This window comes from Bifidobacterium sp. LH_426 (assembly GCF_056356875.1).
Genome location: NZ_JBKEVB010000002.1, coordinates 202742 through 218442, shown reverse-complemented (window position 1 = coordinate 218442; position 15701 = coordinate 202742). Strand labels below are relative to the sequence as shown.

The window sequence follows — 15701 nt, the reverse complement described above, 5'->3', positions numbered from 1 at the left end:
TGCGGCATAGGGCTGGCAGCGGGCCGTGACGAATCTTGGAATTTCGTCAGCCACGTGGGAGAATGGACGGGGACATACGAAGGGGACGAGCAATGACGCAACAGCAACCACCACAACCGGCATCACCGCAATCACCGGCATCATCGACTCCGACATCGACGCAGCCACCACAATCACCACAATCGTCGCAATCACCGCAATCAACCGCGCGAACGGGCGCGACCGCGCAACCGCCGCACCGGTCCACCGCGCAACCGCCGCACCGGTCCACCGCGCAACCGCCGCACCGGTCCACCGTGCAGACGCTGCTGCTCGCGCTCGGCGTCGCACTCGTCGTCATCGCCGTGTTCGCGTTCGCATGGTTCGCCTACGGACTGCTCGGCGACGTGGGTCGCGCCGCGTGCGTGAGCGCGGTAGGCGCGATCGCCGTCGGCGTGGCCGTCGCGCTCACGCCGCGGCTACGCGTCACCGCGGAAGGCCTCGCATGGGCGGGACTCATCGCGCTCGCCATCGGCGCGATCCTCGTCTCCACGATCAACGAACCGCACATCGCCGGCAAACCCGCATCGTTCATCTGCGGCGCGATGCTGTTCGTCGTCGCGGCGGCGGGGCTCGGACTGCGGCGCATTCCGCTGCCCGGCGGAATGCCGCCGCTGCGCGCGTACTCGCTGTACGCCGTGTTCGCGATGCCGTTCGCCGCGCTGATGATGGCGTACGCGCTGCCCATCGACGACGATCCGCAACGCATCGTCGTCCAATGCGCGCTCGCGGGCGTGACGGCGACGCTGCTCGCCGTCACGTTGCCCGCCGACGCGCGACGGGCCATCCCCGACTTCGAGGCGATCGCCGCGCTCGTCGTCGCCACGGTGATTCTCGTCTTCGGGTCGATCGAATTCGCGATGGCCACCGACTACGGGCACCTGCTGTGGGTGTCGGCCGCGCTGCTGCCCGTCATGGTCGGCGCGTGGATGGGCGTGCTCGCCGTCACGTACGTCCGTCCGTCGGTGCGCGACGGGCGTCCACTGCCGACCGGACTGCGGTTCGTGCCGGTCAGCGCGATCATCTGGGTGCTGGCGGTCTCGACCACGCTGGTCCTGCGCTTGTTCCCGCTGACCATGCCGTCGGAGACCCGGCGCATGTGGGCGTATCTGCCGGCGATCCTCGTGGCCTCGGCGGCGGCGATCGCCGCGTGCGTGATGCCGGGGCCGCGGGAGGAGGATACGTCTGAGCTTGAGGCGGGCGCGCTTGAGGCGGGCGCGAGCGCCGGGACGGAAGCGGCTGGGGCGGGTCTGCCGGCGGCCGGGAAGGATGTGAACGGGACTGACGCGACCGGGAAGGATACGACCGGGAAAGGCGCAACTGCCGAGAAGGCTGGCGGCAGGCCGGTCGTGAGTCTGGCGGAACGGGTGGCGGCCGCGTTGAACGGCGCGATCGTGCTGCTCATCATGGTGTGCGGCGAATTCGGACGCGACGGGATTCCGGCGCTTGTGACGGCGATGGCGGCGTTCGTGGGGCTGCTGGCCGCGACGGGATGCGCGTGGATGCGTGCGGCCCGGCCGACGCGCAGGCTCGAACGGGTGCGGAGGGAGATAGTGACAGGCGGTCTGGAGATGATCGGGGCGAGGCCGGTCGGGCCCGCGCCGACGGCGGGACCGGCGGTTGCGGGACCGGCGGTTGGTGCGATGACGGGGATTCCGGCCCCAGGACCGACGGCCGGCGCGGTGACGGCGCCTCCGGTCGCGGCGCCTCCTGTTCCGGGGGTTCCCGGCGCTGGGGTTCCCGCTTCGCGATACCCCGTGTATCCGGCGAATCCCTATCCGACAAACCACTATCCGGCGGCCGTACATCCGGCGGGGCCTTATCCGGTGCAGCCTTATCCGGTACAGCCTTATCCGGTACAGCCGCATCCGGTCGGGCCATATCAGGCGGCACCGTATCCGGCGGGCTCATATCCGACAGAACCGTATCCGGTCGGACCGTATCCGGTCGAACCGTATCCGGTCGAATCCGGCTTCGCTTCCGCGAATCATCCCGGATATGGACGACCGGCTGCACCGGCGCAACCGATGGCATCACCGCAACCGGCACCATCCCCGTCTTCGACGGCACCGGTGGCTCCGATGCCGGTTCAGGCGCCGGTCCCGATGCCGAATACGCCTCCGATGCCGGCTCCACAGCCGCAGATGCCCGCACCGCGCACGCCGGTGATACCCCCGCAACCCCCGCAACCCCAGCAGCCAGTGATCGTGACGAAGGCGCGGGGCGTGGACGTGGCCGGCGCGATCGTCACGGCGTTCGCCGCGCTGGCGACCGTGTTCCTGCTCCTCAACACGCTGATTGCGCCACGGCCGTACATGCCGGCCGACCTCATCTGCGGGGCGATCGGCATGGGAGCGTTGGCCGTCGGAGTCCGCTGGCTGATGGTGTGGCCGCGCATACGCAGTTGGACGGCCCTGTGGCCGGCGCTCACCCTGCTCACGGTGCCGTCGCTGCTGGTGAGCTGGACTTCGCCGCTGTCGTTCCCGAGGGCGCTCATCCTGTTCGGCATCGCGCTGGGCATGCTGCTGTGGGGTGCGCTGCGCGGGCTTCAGGCACCGCTCATTTATGGCACGGCGGTGCTGGTGGTGCACATGATCACCGTGCTGTGGCCGTGGCTGGCCGTGTTCTCCCGCCAGTTCTGGTGGGTGTGGCTGCTGATCGGCGGCGTGGTGCTCATCGTGGCGGCCGCCCGCTACGAGGCGAGCCTGCGGACGATGCGGACCCTCGCCGTCCGCATCAGCCAGCTGCGGTAGGGACCGACGGGGCCAAGCGCCAATCGTCACGTGAATGCATCACGCGAATGTGCATGGTCGAGGTGGTGATGTGCATGGTCGAGAGGCGAATGTGTATGGTTCGAGCATCAATGTGCATGATTCAGCCGGTGATGTGTAGCTCGCATGTGCCAACGTGTAGGGTGTGGTGCTGAAGACCGCCGTTCCCGGCACGGAATGAGCAACGGAAAAGCCCGGAATTCCGCCGAAATAGGTGTCGGCTCATCAGACCTTTCGTCGGATCTTCAGGGCCATGCCGCACAGGTTCATCCCGGAATCCTACAGGTTCGGCTATGAACCATGCACATTCGTCGCAGCACCATGCACGTTCGTAGCAAAACCATGCACGTACACAGCAGAACCATGCACGTACACAGCAGAACCATGCACGATACCTGCCCCCTCTCGGCCCGCACCGAAGATTCTTCCGATTCCTCTTCGCTCCTCCCGTTGCGACCATGGCGGTCGAGGAAGCGATATACTCCGCGGCGGCTTCGGCACGAAGCGCCCGGACGCACTGTCCGGAGAAAAACCACCCCGACGAACATAGAATGGGATGGGGGTGGTCGATATGACACAGCCGAAAGTGTCGAAAGCACAAGCGAATCGTATCCGTCCGGCGGCGGTGGCGGGCGCGTTCTACCCGGCCGACCGCGTGGTGCTGAAGCGGATGCTCGACCGTCAACTCGAGTACGGGCGCGAACTCATCGCGAAGCTCGCCGGCGCGGATGCCGGCGCGCCTGTGACGGCGAGCGCGGCAAAATCCCCGGTCACGGGCACGGACGCAGGAGCGACAGCCTCGGCCTCGTTGCCGCAGGAAGCGACCCCGTTGCCGCATGGCACGCCGAAGGCGGTGATTGTACCGCACGCCGGCTACGTGTATTCTGGTACGACGGCGGCGCTCGCCTATGCGCTGCTCGAACGTGGGCGTGGTCGCATCACGCGCGCGGTGATCGTCGGGCCGACGCATCGTGTGGCGGTGCGCGGCGTCGCGGCCCCGAGCGCCGATGCGTTCGCCACGCCCCTCGGCGTGGTCCCCATCGATACCGCGTCGGAGAAGCGCGCGTTGGGGCTCACGCAAGACGATGCATCCGCCGAGCCGCTGACCTCCGGCATGCGTGCCGCGCCTGGCGCCCCCGCTCCGGCCCTGATTGTGAACGATCCGACGCATGCGCGCGAGCATGCGGTCGAAGTGCAGATCCCGTTCCTGCAGACCGTGCTCGGCCCGGACATCGAGATCGTGCCCCTGAACGCAGGCGATGCGAGCCCGCGCGAGGTGGGCGACGTGCTGCGCGCCCTGTGGGGCGGCCCGGAGACGGTGATCGTGATCAGCTCCGATTTGTCGCATTACCATCCGCAGGAGTACGCGCGGGCGTTGGATGACGCGACCATCGACGCAATCGGGCGGCTTGACGGACCGATCCGCCCGGACCGCGCATGCGGCGCGTATCCGGTCAACGGCCTGTTGGATGTGCTGACGCGCGGGCTGGCTCCGGCGCCCGACAGTCCGGCTGGTTCTTCGGCAGGCGGTCCGGCCGGTACCGCCAAGACGTCTTCGCCGTTCACGTTGCGGCTGCTTGGCCGGTCCACATCCGGCGATGACGGCGTGGTCGCGATCGCGGGCGAGGAACGCCCGGCGATGCGCAATCCGGACGAGGCGGTGGTCGGCTACGCGTCGTTCGCCGTGTGGGAGGACGACGAACCGCGCGGCGACACTCACGCCGACACCGATGATGCCGCCATCGCCGACGTGGGCGACTCCGCCACCGTCCATGCCGACGACGCCCATACCGACGAACCGCGCGGCAACGTGCTGTTGCGGTTGGCACGGGCGGCGATCCGCGAGCATCTCGGATTGGATGGAGAACCGGACATGGCCACCGCTTCGGAGGATTCCGTAACGTCGATCATCGCCGCGCACCCGTGGTTGGACGAGCCGGGCGCGAGCTTCGTCACGTTGACTGAGGGCGGCGAGTTGCGCGGGTGCATCGGCGCGTTGGAGGCGCATCAGCCGCTCGGCCGCGACGTCGCCGAGCACGCGGTGGATGCGGCGATCCATGATCCGCGCTTCTTCCCGGTCGTCGCGGAGGAGTATCCGCTGCTCGACGTGGAGGTGTCGGTGCTTTCGAAGCCGGAGCCGATTCTCGTCGTGACGCCCGAATGGCGGCGCGGCGACGACGGCCGCATGGTCGCCGTCCCGTCTGAGCACCCGGTGCGCTCGCGCAACGAGTTGGAGCGCGCGCTGCGTCCCGGCAAGGACGGTCTCGTCCTCGCCGAACGGGATGAGCGACGTCGCGCCACGTTCCTGCCGCAGGTGTGGGAGCAGCTGCCGAATCCGCATGATTTCGTCACGCATCTGCTCGCCAAGGCCGGCCTCGACGCCGCGCTCGACTGGCGCGACGGCGAGATCGTCTGCGAGCGCTACGAGGTGACCGCCTATGCCGACCACTGACCAAGTCCGGGGCACCTCCGAATCCCCCACATCCCCCGCCACAACCGATCCCGCCCTCGGTCGTTGGCAGACCCGCTTCGCCGACGGCACCGACCGCGCGCGTTGCGAGCTGTGCCCGCGCCGGTGCGTGCTGAAGCCCGGCCAGCGTGGATTCTGCTTCGTGCGCTCGAATCACGGCGGCGCGATCTATTCGGACACGTACGGCCGCAGTTCCGGGTTCGCCGTGGACCCGGTGGAGAAGAAGCCGCTCAACCATTTCCACCCGGGTTCGAGCGTCCTGAGTTTCGGCACGGCCGGCTGCAATTCGGCGTGCCGGTTCTGCCAGAACTGGGATATCTCGCGTGCGCGCGACTTCGACCGTCTGGGCGTGGAGGCGTCGCCGGAGAGGATCGCGGCCGTCGCGGCCGACCGCGGCATCGGTTCGGTGGCGTTCACCTACAACGATCCGATCGTGTTCGCCGAGTACGTGATCGACACGGCGTGGGCGTGCCGGGAGCGCGGCGTCCACCCGATCGCGGTGACCGCCGGCTATATGGCCGCGCCGGCCCGCCCCGACTTCTACGCGGCGATGGATGCGGCGAACATCGATCTGAAGGGCTTCACCGAGGAGTTCTATTGGAAGGTGACCGGCACGCACCTGAAGGACGTGCTCGACACGATCGACTATGCGGTGAACGAGGCGCGCACGCCGGACGGCCGTCACGTGTGGGTGGAGTTGACGACGCTGCTCATCCCCGGTCTCAACGACGACGACGCGCAGTTGCATGCGGAATGCGCGTGGATCCGCGAAACGCTCGGCCCGGACGTCCCGTTGCATTTCTCGGCGTTCCACCCGGCGTGGAAGATGACCGACGTGCCGCCCACGCCGCACGCGACGCTCACGCGCGCGCGGCGCATCGCGATGGATGAGGGATTGCGGTACGTGTACACCGGCAACGTGCACGACCGTGAGGGCGACACCACGTTCTGCCCGAATCCGGATTGCCGCGCCCCGCTCGTGGTCCGCGACTGGTACCGCATCATCGAGAACCGTATGAGCGATACGGGCGATACCACCGACACTACCGTCACCGCCCGCTGCCCCGACTGCGGCACCCCGATCGCCGGCCGTTGGTGAACCCGACGGGCGCCGGCGCTTACTGCACGTCGTTGAGGCCGTAGGCGACGGAGCCCGGTTGGATGTCGCCGGCGAGCAACGTGTCCACGGTGACGATGTGGTATCCCTTTGCCTGCAACTCCTTGATGATTCCCGGCAGCGCCTTCACGGTTTCGGGGTTCCCGTCGCGCAGCGAGATGATCGAGCCGGAGTAGACGCCGTCGAGCGTGCGCTTCTCGATCTCGGCGGCGTCGAGCTTGCCCCAGTCGCCCGAGTCCACGCCCCACAGAATCATCGCCTGCCCGTTCGCCTTGGCTTGGTCGCGCAGCGTGTCGCTCCACGCGCCGTCCGGCGGCCGGAACAGCGTGACCGGCTTGCCGGAAGCCGACGAGATCACCGAATCAGTGTCCTTGAACCATTTGGCGAGCTGGCTGGCGGGCATCGCGTGCATCTGCGTGTGCCGCCATGACATCGATCCGACGCTATGCCCTTCGGCGGCCATGCGCCCCACGAGCTTCACGTTCGACCCGCTGACGAACTGCCCCTGCAGAAAGAACGTGGCGGGCACGCCGGCCGCCTTCAAGGCGTCGAGCACTTTCGGCGTGGTCTGCTTGTTCGGTCCATCGTCGAAGGTGAGGGCCACGCAGTCGGCGAAATGGCAGTCGAGCGGCATCAGCGCGATCACCTTGGCCGTCGCCTCGCTCAACGGTTGGATCTGCTCGTTCACGGCGTCGCTCTGGTCGGACGGCGTCGTGTCGAGCACGGCCTGCGCCGTGTCGATCGCGTTCTTGAGCGTGCCGCGCGCCGTCTCGTCCGCCTTGCCCGCGGACCGGTCGTAGGCGAGTTTTCCGCGCGCGATGAGCGTGGTCAGCTGTTCGCGCGCGTCCTGCGCGTTCAATCCGTCCTTCATCTGTTCGAGCGTGTCCGCGTCGTAGCGGATGGAGATGAGCCCGTCGGCCATGGCGCTCGCCGCGGCCGCGTACCGGTCGCCGAGCGCGGCGATGTCGGCGGTGTGCGCGTCCGCCGCGCAGTCCTGTTTGGCGGGAGCGGTCACGTCGGCGTCGTGCATGTTGTCCATCTGCTGTTGGAGCCGGTCGCGTGACTCGCTGCCGGTGATCGACGCCGTGTCCTTGAGCAGCGCGGCGGCCTGCCGTGCGACGGGCGTGTAGCCGGTGAGCGTCTCCGTGTATTGCGCGCGTTCCCGGCGGCAGTAGGCGAGCGCGGACGCGTGGTTGCGCGCGTTGAGGTCGAGGATTGAGCGGGTGACGGCCACGCCGGCGAACACGACGCCCGCCGCGAACACGGCGACGAGCGCGGCGACGAGCAGCTTCGGCCGACGCCGCGCCGCCGCGGTTCCGCCGTCACCGATGCCCGTCACGGGTGCGTCCGTACCCGTACCGTTTGCGCCCGGCGAGTCGGTCGCGTCCGGAGTCGTGCCGTCGTCATACGGTTCCGCGGCGTCGTCACCGAGCTCGCGGAACATATCGTCCGCATCGTCGTCCGCTTCATCGTCCGTGACGTCGCCGTGTTCGATGTCGATTCGTACGTCATCCGCGTCGTCGATGTGCTTGTCGTCCGCCATGACACCCTCCTCCGCGATGATTTCTCATCCCATTGTCCCACACGATGCGCGAGGCGGGCGGATTGGTACCCCGCCCGCGTCAACGAACGTGGACGACACAGGTTCGTTCCCCTGTCATCATGACTCGTTCCACGGTTTTCCACGGGAAAACACGGACGGATGCGGAGGGAACCGCGGCAGTCCGGGAGGGAACCGCGACCAATCCGGAGGGTGCCGTGGCAGATTGGAAGCGAGCGGTCGCCATTCCGCCGCATTCTCGTTTGGCAGGGGTGCTTCCCCATCGTTCTCCGGAGACAGCTTGCGTATGAGGGGTACCTGAGGGTGCCTCATCGAGGTGCATTACGACCATTGCGGCACCTGCGCCCCGGATAAACCTTGATCAAGTACCCCTCGTAACGCAGATGGCAGTCCGGAACAGTGAGAATGCACCCCTGTCAAGCGAGAAAGAGAAGCCCGGCTCCAGACATGTCCTCCAAACCCACCCCTGCACGCCGAAATGCGAAGAACCCGTTACGGGCACGGCAGCCGAAGGCGGTCAGAAGAGCGCGGCTTGGGCGAATTCGTCGCCGGGGGCGGCTCCCCCGGGCACGCCGTCCAGCCCGAATCCGTCGTCGGAGCCGGCGCCCGGCTTGAACGCGGCGGCACCCTGCCCGGCGAGCAGGTCGGAGGCGGCGGCGGACGCCTCCCTGAGGTCGCCGTCCAAGGCGACCGCGTCGGGCGAGACCGTGAACATGCGGTTGTTGACGCCTTCGAGATACAGTCCGTCGAGCGATTCGACGCGGGAGAGCGCCACGTAGCCCATGCCGGGCGCGAACGTGCGTTTGAGGTCCATGACGGCTCGGTCGAGCGTCATGCCCTGCGACTTGTGGATCGTGATGCCCCACGCGCAGCGCAACGGCACCTGCGAGACGGATGCGAGCACGGTGTCGCCGTCCATCATCTCCCATGTGGCGGGTTTCATCGTGACGATGTTGCCATTCTCGAATGCGACGATCGGCCAGCCGCCCTTGTTCTCGTTCGCGAAGCCGCGCACGGTGCCGAGCGAGCCGTTCACGAACTGGCGGTCGGCGTCGTTGCGCAGGGCCATGACGGCCGCGCCTTCCTTGAGCACGAGCCGTTCGGGGGCGAGCATGTTGCGTTTGAGCCGTTCGACGAGGTTCGCCGGTCCCGCCTGCTCGGCGTGGAACTCGTGGCTGTCGAGCATGATGCTCGCGAGCCTGAGGTCGTTGAGGTTGTCGGCCTGCCGGTTCACGGGGAACAGGTGCGTGGCGACGACGCCGGGTTCGGGCGCGACGCCGAGCCGCGTGACGAGCGCGTCACGGTCGGCGTCGTCGACGCGGCTTTCGCGGATGTGCGTGAGCACGGTGAGCAGTCGGCCGTCATCCTGGCGATGCTGTTCGGTCAGATAGCAGACGACCGGATCGAGTTCCGGCCAGACCAATGATTCGGTGACGAAGCCCTCCGGGTTGAGTCCGGCGCGCGCGTAGCGTTCGCGCGACGCCGTGAACTCGGGGGTGGGCGGGATCACGTCGCGGTTGCGGCCGGACACGGAAACGGGCGGCAGCTGGAAGAAATCGCCGGAGAGCACGACCTGCAGGCCGCCGAACGGGCGCGGGTCGTGGCGTATCTCGCGGCACACCTGGTCGACCATGTCGAACAGCCACGCGTGCAGCATCGACACCTCGTCGATGACGAGCACGTCGGTCGCCTGGATCTTGCGTCTGCGACGCGTCTTGATGGTTTTGAGCAGTTTCGCGTCGAGCACGTTGGCGAGTCCCACACCGCTCCACGAGTGGATGGTCTGTCCGTCGACGTGCGTGGCGGCGATGCCGGTCGAAGCGGTCACGGCGACGCTCGCGCCGTCCGCGCGGGCTTGGCGGATGAACTCGTTCAACGCGTACGTCTTGCCCGCGCCGGGCGCGCCCGTCAGGAACACGTTCGCCCCGGCGTTGAGGATCGCGAGCGCCTCGGATTGTCTCATGCCCCGTGATGCCCCTATGCGGCTATTCGGCCTTGGCGTTGAGGCTGGTGGCGACGATCTCGTCGCGGATGCGCGCGGCTTCGGCGGCGTCCGGGCCGGGGGCGGCGGCCATGACGGCGGCGCGGTAGTAGCGCAGCTCGTCGAGCGATTCGATGATGTCCGCGAGGGCGCGGTGGCCGCCGTTCTTCGGCGGACGGTTCTCGTACACGGCCGGATACCAGCGGCGGGCGAGCTCCTTGAACGTGCTCACGTCGATGCTGCGGTAGTGCAGGTGGCTCATCAGGTTCGGCATGTAATGGTCGAGGAACTTCTTGTCGCTTCCGATCGTGTTGCCGGCGAGCAGCGGCTTGACGCCGTCCGGCGTGAAGCGCAGCACGTATTCGGTGACCTTCTTCTCGGCCTCTTCGAGACTGAGGCCGTGCTCCCACTCGTTGATGAGGCCGGAGCGGGTGTGCATCTGGCGTACGAAGTCGTTCATGTGCGCCACGGCCTTGTCGCTCGGCTTGATGACGTAGTCGACGCCCTCGTCGAGCACGTTGAGGTCGAAGTCGGTGGGGACGACGGACACTTCGACGAGCTCGTCGCCGCCGAAGATGTCGAGTCCGGTCATCTCGCAGTCGATCCAGATGAGGCGGGAACCTTCCGCCGTGTACGTCTCCGCGTCATGCGCGTCCACCATCATGTGCCTCTTTCCTAGTTAGCCTATGCCTGAGCAGAACAGTACAGACTATACCGCGCAACGGACGGCCGGCCGTCGTCGCCCATCGCCCATAGCCCCCCGTCTCGGCACAAGAAATCCCGGAAATCATCCCCATCATCCGGGAATAGTTGCGCTGACGTGGCGGCAGCACAATCATTCCCGGACGAGTGGGTTAATCTCCGGGAATACTTGCGCTGGCCGCCTCCCAGCACACGAAATCACGGACGACAGGCAAAAAGGCGTGGGCCCCGCCGGTTGGAAACGGCGGGGCCCACTGTTGGAAAGGGAATGAAGGGAAGTGTGGTCTCTCCCGCGGCCCGTTCCTGACGGGCCGTAGGAGAAGTGCGGGGATTCTCTTCCGCAGTCCGCCGGAGCGGACCACGGAAGTCGATGCGTGTTACTTGACGCGCTTGATGCCGAGGACGGCGATCGCGGCGATCGCGGCCATGGCGATGGCGGTCGGGAACACGATGTTGTAGGAGTGGGTGGCGGCGACGATGCTGGAGGTGATCGCCACGCCGATGGCCTGGCCGGCGCAGGTGGCGATGTTCATGAAGCCGAGGTCCTTGCCGGCGGTCTCCTTGTTCGGCAGGACGTCCACGTTCAGCGCCTGGTCGACGGACAGGTACATGCCGTAGCCGAAGGAGGCGATGCCGCCGAAGAGGAACATGCCCATCTCGGTCGGGAAGATCCACGGCATGGCCAGACCGATGGCGAACACGGCGCAGGCGACGGCGATCGGGGCCTTGCGGCGGTGGAGCGCGTCGGCGATCGGGCCGGAGATCAGGGATGCGATGAGGGAGGCGACCATGGTGAGCGTGGAGATGACCACCATGGCGTTGGCGGCCTGCTTGTCGGAGTCGCCGATGTGGTCGGTCAGGATGTACAGCTGGTAGCTGAAGATCATCTGATAGGCGACGATGAGGCAGGTGCGGCAGATGAACGCGCGGTAGAAGTCGCCGCAGTTCTTGAGCGGCGGGGTGAGGGACTCGAGGATGACCTTGCCCATGGACTTGGAGGTGTCCTTCGGGGCGTCCTTGCTGGACGGCTCCTTCGGGGTGAGGAACACGGCGAGCAGGCCGGCGGCGAGGGCGCACAGGCCGGTGCAGATGAAGCCGACCTCGACGTTCTCCATGAAGCGGGAGCCGATGAGCGTGCCGATGCCCTGGCCGATCACGCCGCCGCCGCCGATGGCCGCGGAGACGGTCGCACGGTTGGATTCCTCGACGCGGTCGGAGATGAGGGCGTAGATCGGGGCCTGCACCATGTTGAGGCCGACGAGGGCGAGCACGTAGAAGATGCCGATGAGGACGGCGGTGGACGGGCGGCTCAGCGACCAGAAGCAGACGCCGTAGATGAACGCGCCGGTGAAGATCCACGGGGTGCGCTTGCCCCACTTGCTGCGGGTACGGTCGGACAGCGCGCCGATGAACAGGGCGATGAAGATTGAGGCGATGGAGCCGGCGGAGTTGATCGCGCCGAGGGCGGCGGTCGACTCGACGGCGCCCATGCCGAGGTCCGCGCGCAGTCGCTGCGGGACCAGCACGGACATCGTGCCGAAGAAGGCGACGCCGGAGAGGACGGCGAAGGCCATGAAGCCGGCGACGTAACGCCACTTCTCGGCCGGGGTGTTGCGGATCGGGGCCGCGCTTGCTGTTGTCATTGTTCTTTCCTTTTTCTCTGCGTTGAGTTTTGGGTAAGTCTTTTGAGTGGTCTCTCCCCCACCCGGCTCCGCCGGGAGCCCCCTCGTCAGAGGGGGCCAAGAAAGGAGGAGCCAGGGCGGATGGAAATCAGGCGAGCTGGATCCAGGCGGAGGTGTCCTGGGGGAGCTTGCCGTCGTCGGTCAGCGGGCCGGAGGTGAGGAGCACCTCGCCGGCGGGCAGGTCGACCGGGTCGGCGCCGAAGTTGGTGATCGACGCCCAGCCGTTGGCGCGCTTGTAGGCGATCGTGCCGCCGGTGAAGCCGTTCGCGCCGTCCGGCTTGCCCGTGGAACGGTCCTCGGGCAGCCATTCGAGGCTCAGGTCGTTGGTCTGCAGCTTGTGGCGCAGGGCCAGCGTGCGGCGGTACAGGTTGAGCATCGAGTCCGGATCGGCGGCCTCGGCGTCGGCGGCGAAGTCCTTGTACCACGCCGGCTGGGGCAGGTGGGCTTCCTCGGCCGGGGTGCCGTCGGCCTTGGTGGCCGGCGTGAAGCCGTAGGAGTTCACCGGATCGGCCGTCCACGGCAGCGGCACGCGGCAGCCGTCGCGGCCCTTGGTGGACGCGGCCTGCGAGGTGCGGTGGCCGGACGGGTCCTCGACGCGGTCCCACGGGATGTCGGCCACTTCGAACAGGCCGAGCTCCTCGCCCTGGTAGACGTAGGCGGAGCCGGGCAGCGCCATCTCCATGAGGATCGCGGCGCGGGCGCGCTTGGTGCCAAGCGCCTTGTCAAGCGGATAGGTGGTGCCGTCGCGCAGCACCCAGTCCTTGGCGAGCTGGTGGTATTCGCTGGTCGGCACCTGCGGCAGTCCGTAGCGGGTGGCGTGGCGCACCACGTCGTGGTTGCTCATCACCCACGTGGCGGAGGAGCCGGAGCGTTCGGCGCTTTCGATGCCCTCCTCGATGGCCTGGTGCATGTTGTCGCGGATCCAGTCCTTCTTGGCGAACTCGAAGTTGAAAATCTGGCCGAGGTCGTCCGGGCTGGCGTACAGGTACTGGCGGTTGGGCTGCACCCACGCCTCGGCGACGGCGAACGCCGGCGGGTTGTACTCGTTGAAGACCTTGCGCCACTCGTGGTAGATCTCGTGGACCTCGTCGCGGTCGATGACCGGGTGGGAGCCGTCGTCCGGCTGGTCGGAGGTGCACCACACGACGTAGTTGTCGAGGTCGTCGCGGTCGAGGTCCTTGGCGAGGCCGTGGGCGACGTCCACGCGGAAGCCGTCGGCGCCGTGGTCGAGCCAGAAGCGCAGGGTCTTGAGGAAGTCCTCGCGCACCTCGCGGTTGTTCCAGTTCCAGTCGGGCTGCTCCTTGGTGAACATGTGCAGGTACCACTGGCCGTCGGGCACGCGGGTCCAGGCCGGGCCGCCGAAGTGGTTCTCCCAGTTGCTGGGAGGGATGTCGCCGTTCGGGCCCTTGCCGTCGCGGAAGATGTAGCGGTCGCGCTCCGGGGAGCCGGGAGCTGCGGCGAGCGCCTCCTGGAACCACGGGTGCAGGTTGGAGCTGTGGTTGGGGACGATGTCGACGACGACCTTGATGTTCCGTTCATGTGCGGCCTTGGCGAGCGCGTCGAAGTCGTCCATGGTGCCGAGCTTCGGGTCGACGTTGCGGTAGTCGTCCACGTCATAGCCGCCGTCGGCGAGCTGGGAGGGGTAGAACGGGCTGAGCCAGATGGCGTCGACGCCAAGGTCGGCCAGATAATCGATCTTCTCGGTCACGCCGGCGATCTGACCGAGGCCCTCGCCCTTGGTGTCCTTGAAGGAGCGCGGATAGACCTGATATACGACCGCCTGCTTCCACCACAGGGCGGGATCGGTGGCTTCGACCATGTGTTCCTCCTTGAATACAAACGCTTGCATGCAAGCGTTTCAACATGTTCTTCGTTTTCGTGACTATTGCATGATAACGCTTGCACAACGAAATGCAAAACGGCCTGCAATCGGCGTGTCGAACGGGTTCGACATTGACGCGAAATGGCCGGTTTGCAATACTGCAAGCGCTTTTATATAATTCCGGTAAAAGCGCTTGAAACGCGTGGAGTATCGTAGTAACGGCGTCAATCCGAAGGTGGACGACGGCGTGGCCGCGGTACCGGCGCACCGTCGATGGATTCGCAGTCGAACATCAATACGGTATGCGGTGGGACCGCGGGATGGCCGACGACGCCCGACGATACGGACGATCACACGACAAGGAGGGACGGCTATGCCCGGCCAACAGACGGCGAGGACGACGATCGCGGACGTGGCGAAGGAGGCGGGCGTCTCCGTATCCACCGTGTCACGCGCGCTCAGAGGCCTCGACAAGGTCAATCCGGACACGCGCGCCCGCGTCGAGGCCGCCGCCGAGAAGCTCCGCTTCACCTTCTCGAAGACCGCCTCGTCGCTGGCGAGCGGCAAGTCGATGCGCGTGGCCGTGCTGCTGCCCAACGAGATCAACAGCTGGTTCAACTCGAACACCTTCGAAGGCGTGTACGAGGTGCTGTCGACCGAAGGCTACGACGTGGTCCCCTACGTGATGTGGGAGGAGGCCGACCTCAACCGCTTCTTCCACACGCTGCCCGGCACGCAGAACTTCGACGCGGTCATCATCACCTCGTTCATCCTCGACGAGCGCCAGCGCGAGTTCCTCGACACGCTCACCATCCCGATGGTCGGCATCAACGTGCCCTCCACCGAAGGCTTCGACGCGTCCATCCGCATCGACGACGACGCGGCCATGCACGCCGTCGTGCGGCTGCTGCGCTCCCTCGGCCACGAATCCATCGCCTACGTCGAGCAGCCGGTGCAGCCCTCGCCGTTCACGTGCAGCGACTCGGTGCGCATGGACGGATTCCTCGACGCCGCCGAACAGCAGGGCTACGACGAGGAGCACATCCTCACGATCCCCTCGCTCTCCCGTCTCGGTGACGACGGCGACGAGGAGGCGCAGGAGTCGATCGGCGGCGAGACGGCCGCGATCTCCGGCATCGCCGCGCAGCTCGTCGGCGCGATGAGCCGTCCCACCGGCATCTGCGTCGAGAACGACCGGTGCGCGGTCCTGCTGCTCAAGGAGCTGCGACGGCTCGGCTGGCGCATCCCCGAGGAGGTGTCGCTCGTCGGCTTCGACGGCGACAACGTCGGCGACGTCGTCGACCTGACCACCGTGCGCCAGAATCCGGTGCAGCTGGGACGCGCCGCCGCCGGCAAGGCGCTCGCGCTCATGCGCGGCGACGAGCCGGACGAGGCGCACACGGTGGCGCCGACGTCGCTGCTCATGCGCGCGACCACGGCGCGGCTCACGGCGTGAGCGCGCGGCCGTCGCGCGTGACGCGACGACGCATGGACGGCGCGACGACGCCGCTCCCCCGAAACGCGACGTGGGGTCCCACCCGAAACGGTGGGACCCC

Annotated in this window: 9 protein-coding genes; 4 read left to right on the top strand and 5 right to left on the bottom strand. The window is 67.3% G+C overall.

The features are described 5' to 3' along the window. The first annotated feature begins 296 nt into the window (after nucleotides 1-296). The 3 genes from AC1AYD_RS03185 to amrS all read left to right on the top strand — a co-directional run bounded on the left by AC1AYD_RS03185 (nucleotide 297) and on the right by amrS (nucleotide 6379). Entirely contained in the window at nucleotides 297-2792 is a 2496-nt protein-coding gene (locus AC1AYD_RS03185) for an SCO7613 C-terminal domain-containing membrane protein (protein WP_476502493.1), read from the top strand. A 604-nt stretch (nucleotides 2793-3396) separates the two neighbouring features. Further along, the gene (amrB, locus tag AC1AYD_RS03180; RefSeq protein ID WP_476544664.1) at nucleotides 3397-5262 is read left to right on the top strand and encodes an AmmeMemoRadiSam system protein B; all 1866 of its coding nucleotides are present in this window, start codon (nucleotides 3397-3399) and stop codon (nucleotides 5260-5262) included. After that, nucleotides 5249-6379 (top strand): AmmeMemoRadiSam system radical SAM enzyme, encoded by a 1131-nt coding sequence (gene amrS, locus AC1AYD_RS03175; protein ID WP_476502495.1) that lies wholly within the window; start codon nucleotides 5249-5251, stop codon nucleotides 6377-6379. Before amrB ends, amrS begins: the two co-directional genes overlap by 14 nt. 19 nt (nucleotides 6380-6398) lie before the next feature. On the opposite strand, the gene AC1AYD_RS03170 is transcribed toward amrS, so the two are convergent. From AC1AYD_RS03170 to AC1AYD_RS03150, 5 genes are all read right to left on the bottom strand, one after another. After that, nucleotides 6399-7940 (bottom strand): polysaccharide deacetylase family protein, encoded by a 1542-nt coding sequence (locus tag AC1AYD_RS03170; protein ID WP_476502496.1) that lies wholly within the window; start codon nucleotides 7938-7940, stop codon nucleotides 6399-6401. Nucleotides 7941-8475: 535 nt separating this feature from the next. Beyond that, nucleotides 8476-9921, bottom strand: a complete 1446-nt coding sequence (locus tag AC1AYD_RS03165; protein ID WP_476502497.1) for a DEAD/DEAH box helicase — start codon at nucleotides 9919-9921, stop codon at nucleotides 8476-8478. Between the two features lie 22 nt (nucleotides 9922-9943). Continuing rightward, nucleotides 9944-10600, bottom strand: a complete 657-nt coding sequence (gene orn, locus AC1AYD_RS03160) for an oligoribonuclease (protein WP_476502537.1) — start codon at nucleotides 10598-10600, stop codon at nucleotides 9944-9946. A 418-nt stretch (nucleotides 10601-11018) separates the two neighbouring features. Beyond that, nucleotides 11019-12284 carry an MFS transporter gene (locus AC1AYD_RS03155; protein ID WP_476502498.1) on the bottom strand — a complete coding sequence of 422 codons (1266 nt, stop codon included), beginning with the start codon at nucleotides 12282-12284 and terminating at the stop codon, nucleotides 11019-11021. A 127-nt stretch (nucleotides 12285-12411) separates the two neighbouring features. Further along, nucleotides 12412-14142 (bottom strand): glycoside hydrolase family 13 protein, encoded by a 1731-nt coding sequence (locus AC1AYD_RS03150; RefSeq protein WP_476502499.1) that lies wholly within the window; start codon nucleotides 14140-14142, stop codon nucleotides 12412-12414. Between the two features lie 376 nt (nucleotides 14143-14518). Here AC1AYD_RS03150 and AC1AYD_RS03145 point away from each other — a divergent pair, with 376 nt between their 5' ends. After that, a complete protein-coding gene (locus AC1AYD_RS03145) occupies nucleotides 14519-15601 on the top strand; it encodes a LacI family DNA-binding transcriptional regulator (protein ID WP_476502500.1) in 1083 nt (360 codons plus the stop codon). Nucleotides 15602-15701 lie beyond the last annotated feature (100 nt).

Bases quoted from the DNA above. Each gene is read 5' to 3' on its own strand.
- AC1AYD_RS03155 (WP_476502498.1), bottom strand. From the start codon at position 12,284: ATGACAACAGCAAGCGCGGCCCCGATCCGCAACACCCCGGCCGAGAAG.
- AC1AYD_RS03145 (WP_476502500.1), top strand. From the start codon at position 14,519: ATGCCCGGCCAACAGACGGCGAGGACGACGATCGCGGACGTGGCGAAG.
- amrS (WP_476502495.1), top strand. From the start codon at position 5,249: ATGCCGACCACTGACCAAGTCCGGGGCACCTCCGAATCCCCCACATCC.
- AC1AYD_RS03170 (WP_476502496.1), bottom strand. From the start codon at position 7,940: ATGGCGGACGACAAGCACATCGACGACGCGGATGACGTACGAATCGAC.
- orn (WP_476502537.1), bottom strand. From the start codon at position 10,600: ATGGTGGACGCGCATGACGCGGAGACGTACACGGCGGAAGGTTCCCGC.
- AC1AYD_RS03165 (WP_476502497.1), bottom strand. From the start codon at position 9,921: ATGAGACAATCCGAGGCGCTCGCGATCCTCAACGCCGGGGCGAACGTG.
- AC1AYD_RS03150 (WP_476502499.1), bottom strand. From the start codon at position 14,142: ATGGTCGAAGCCACCGATCCCGCCCTGTGGTGGAAGCAGGCGGTCGTA.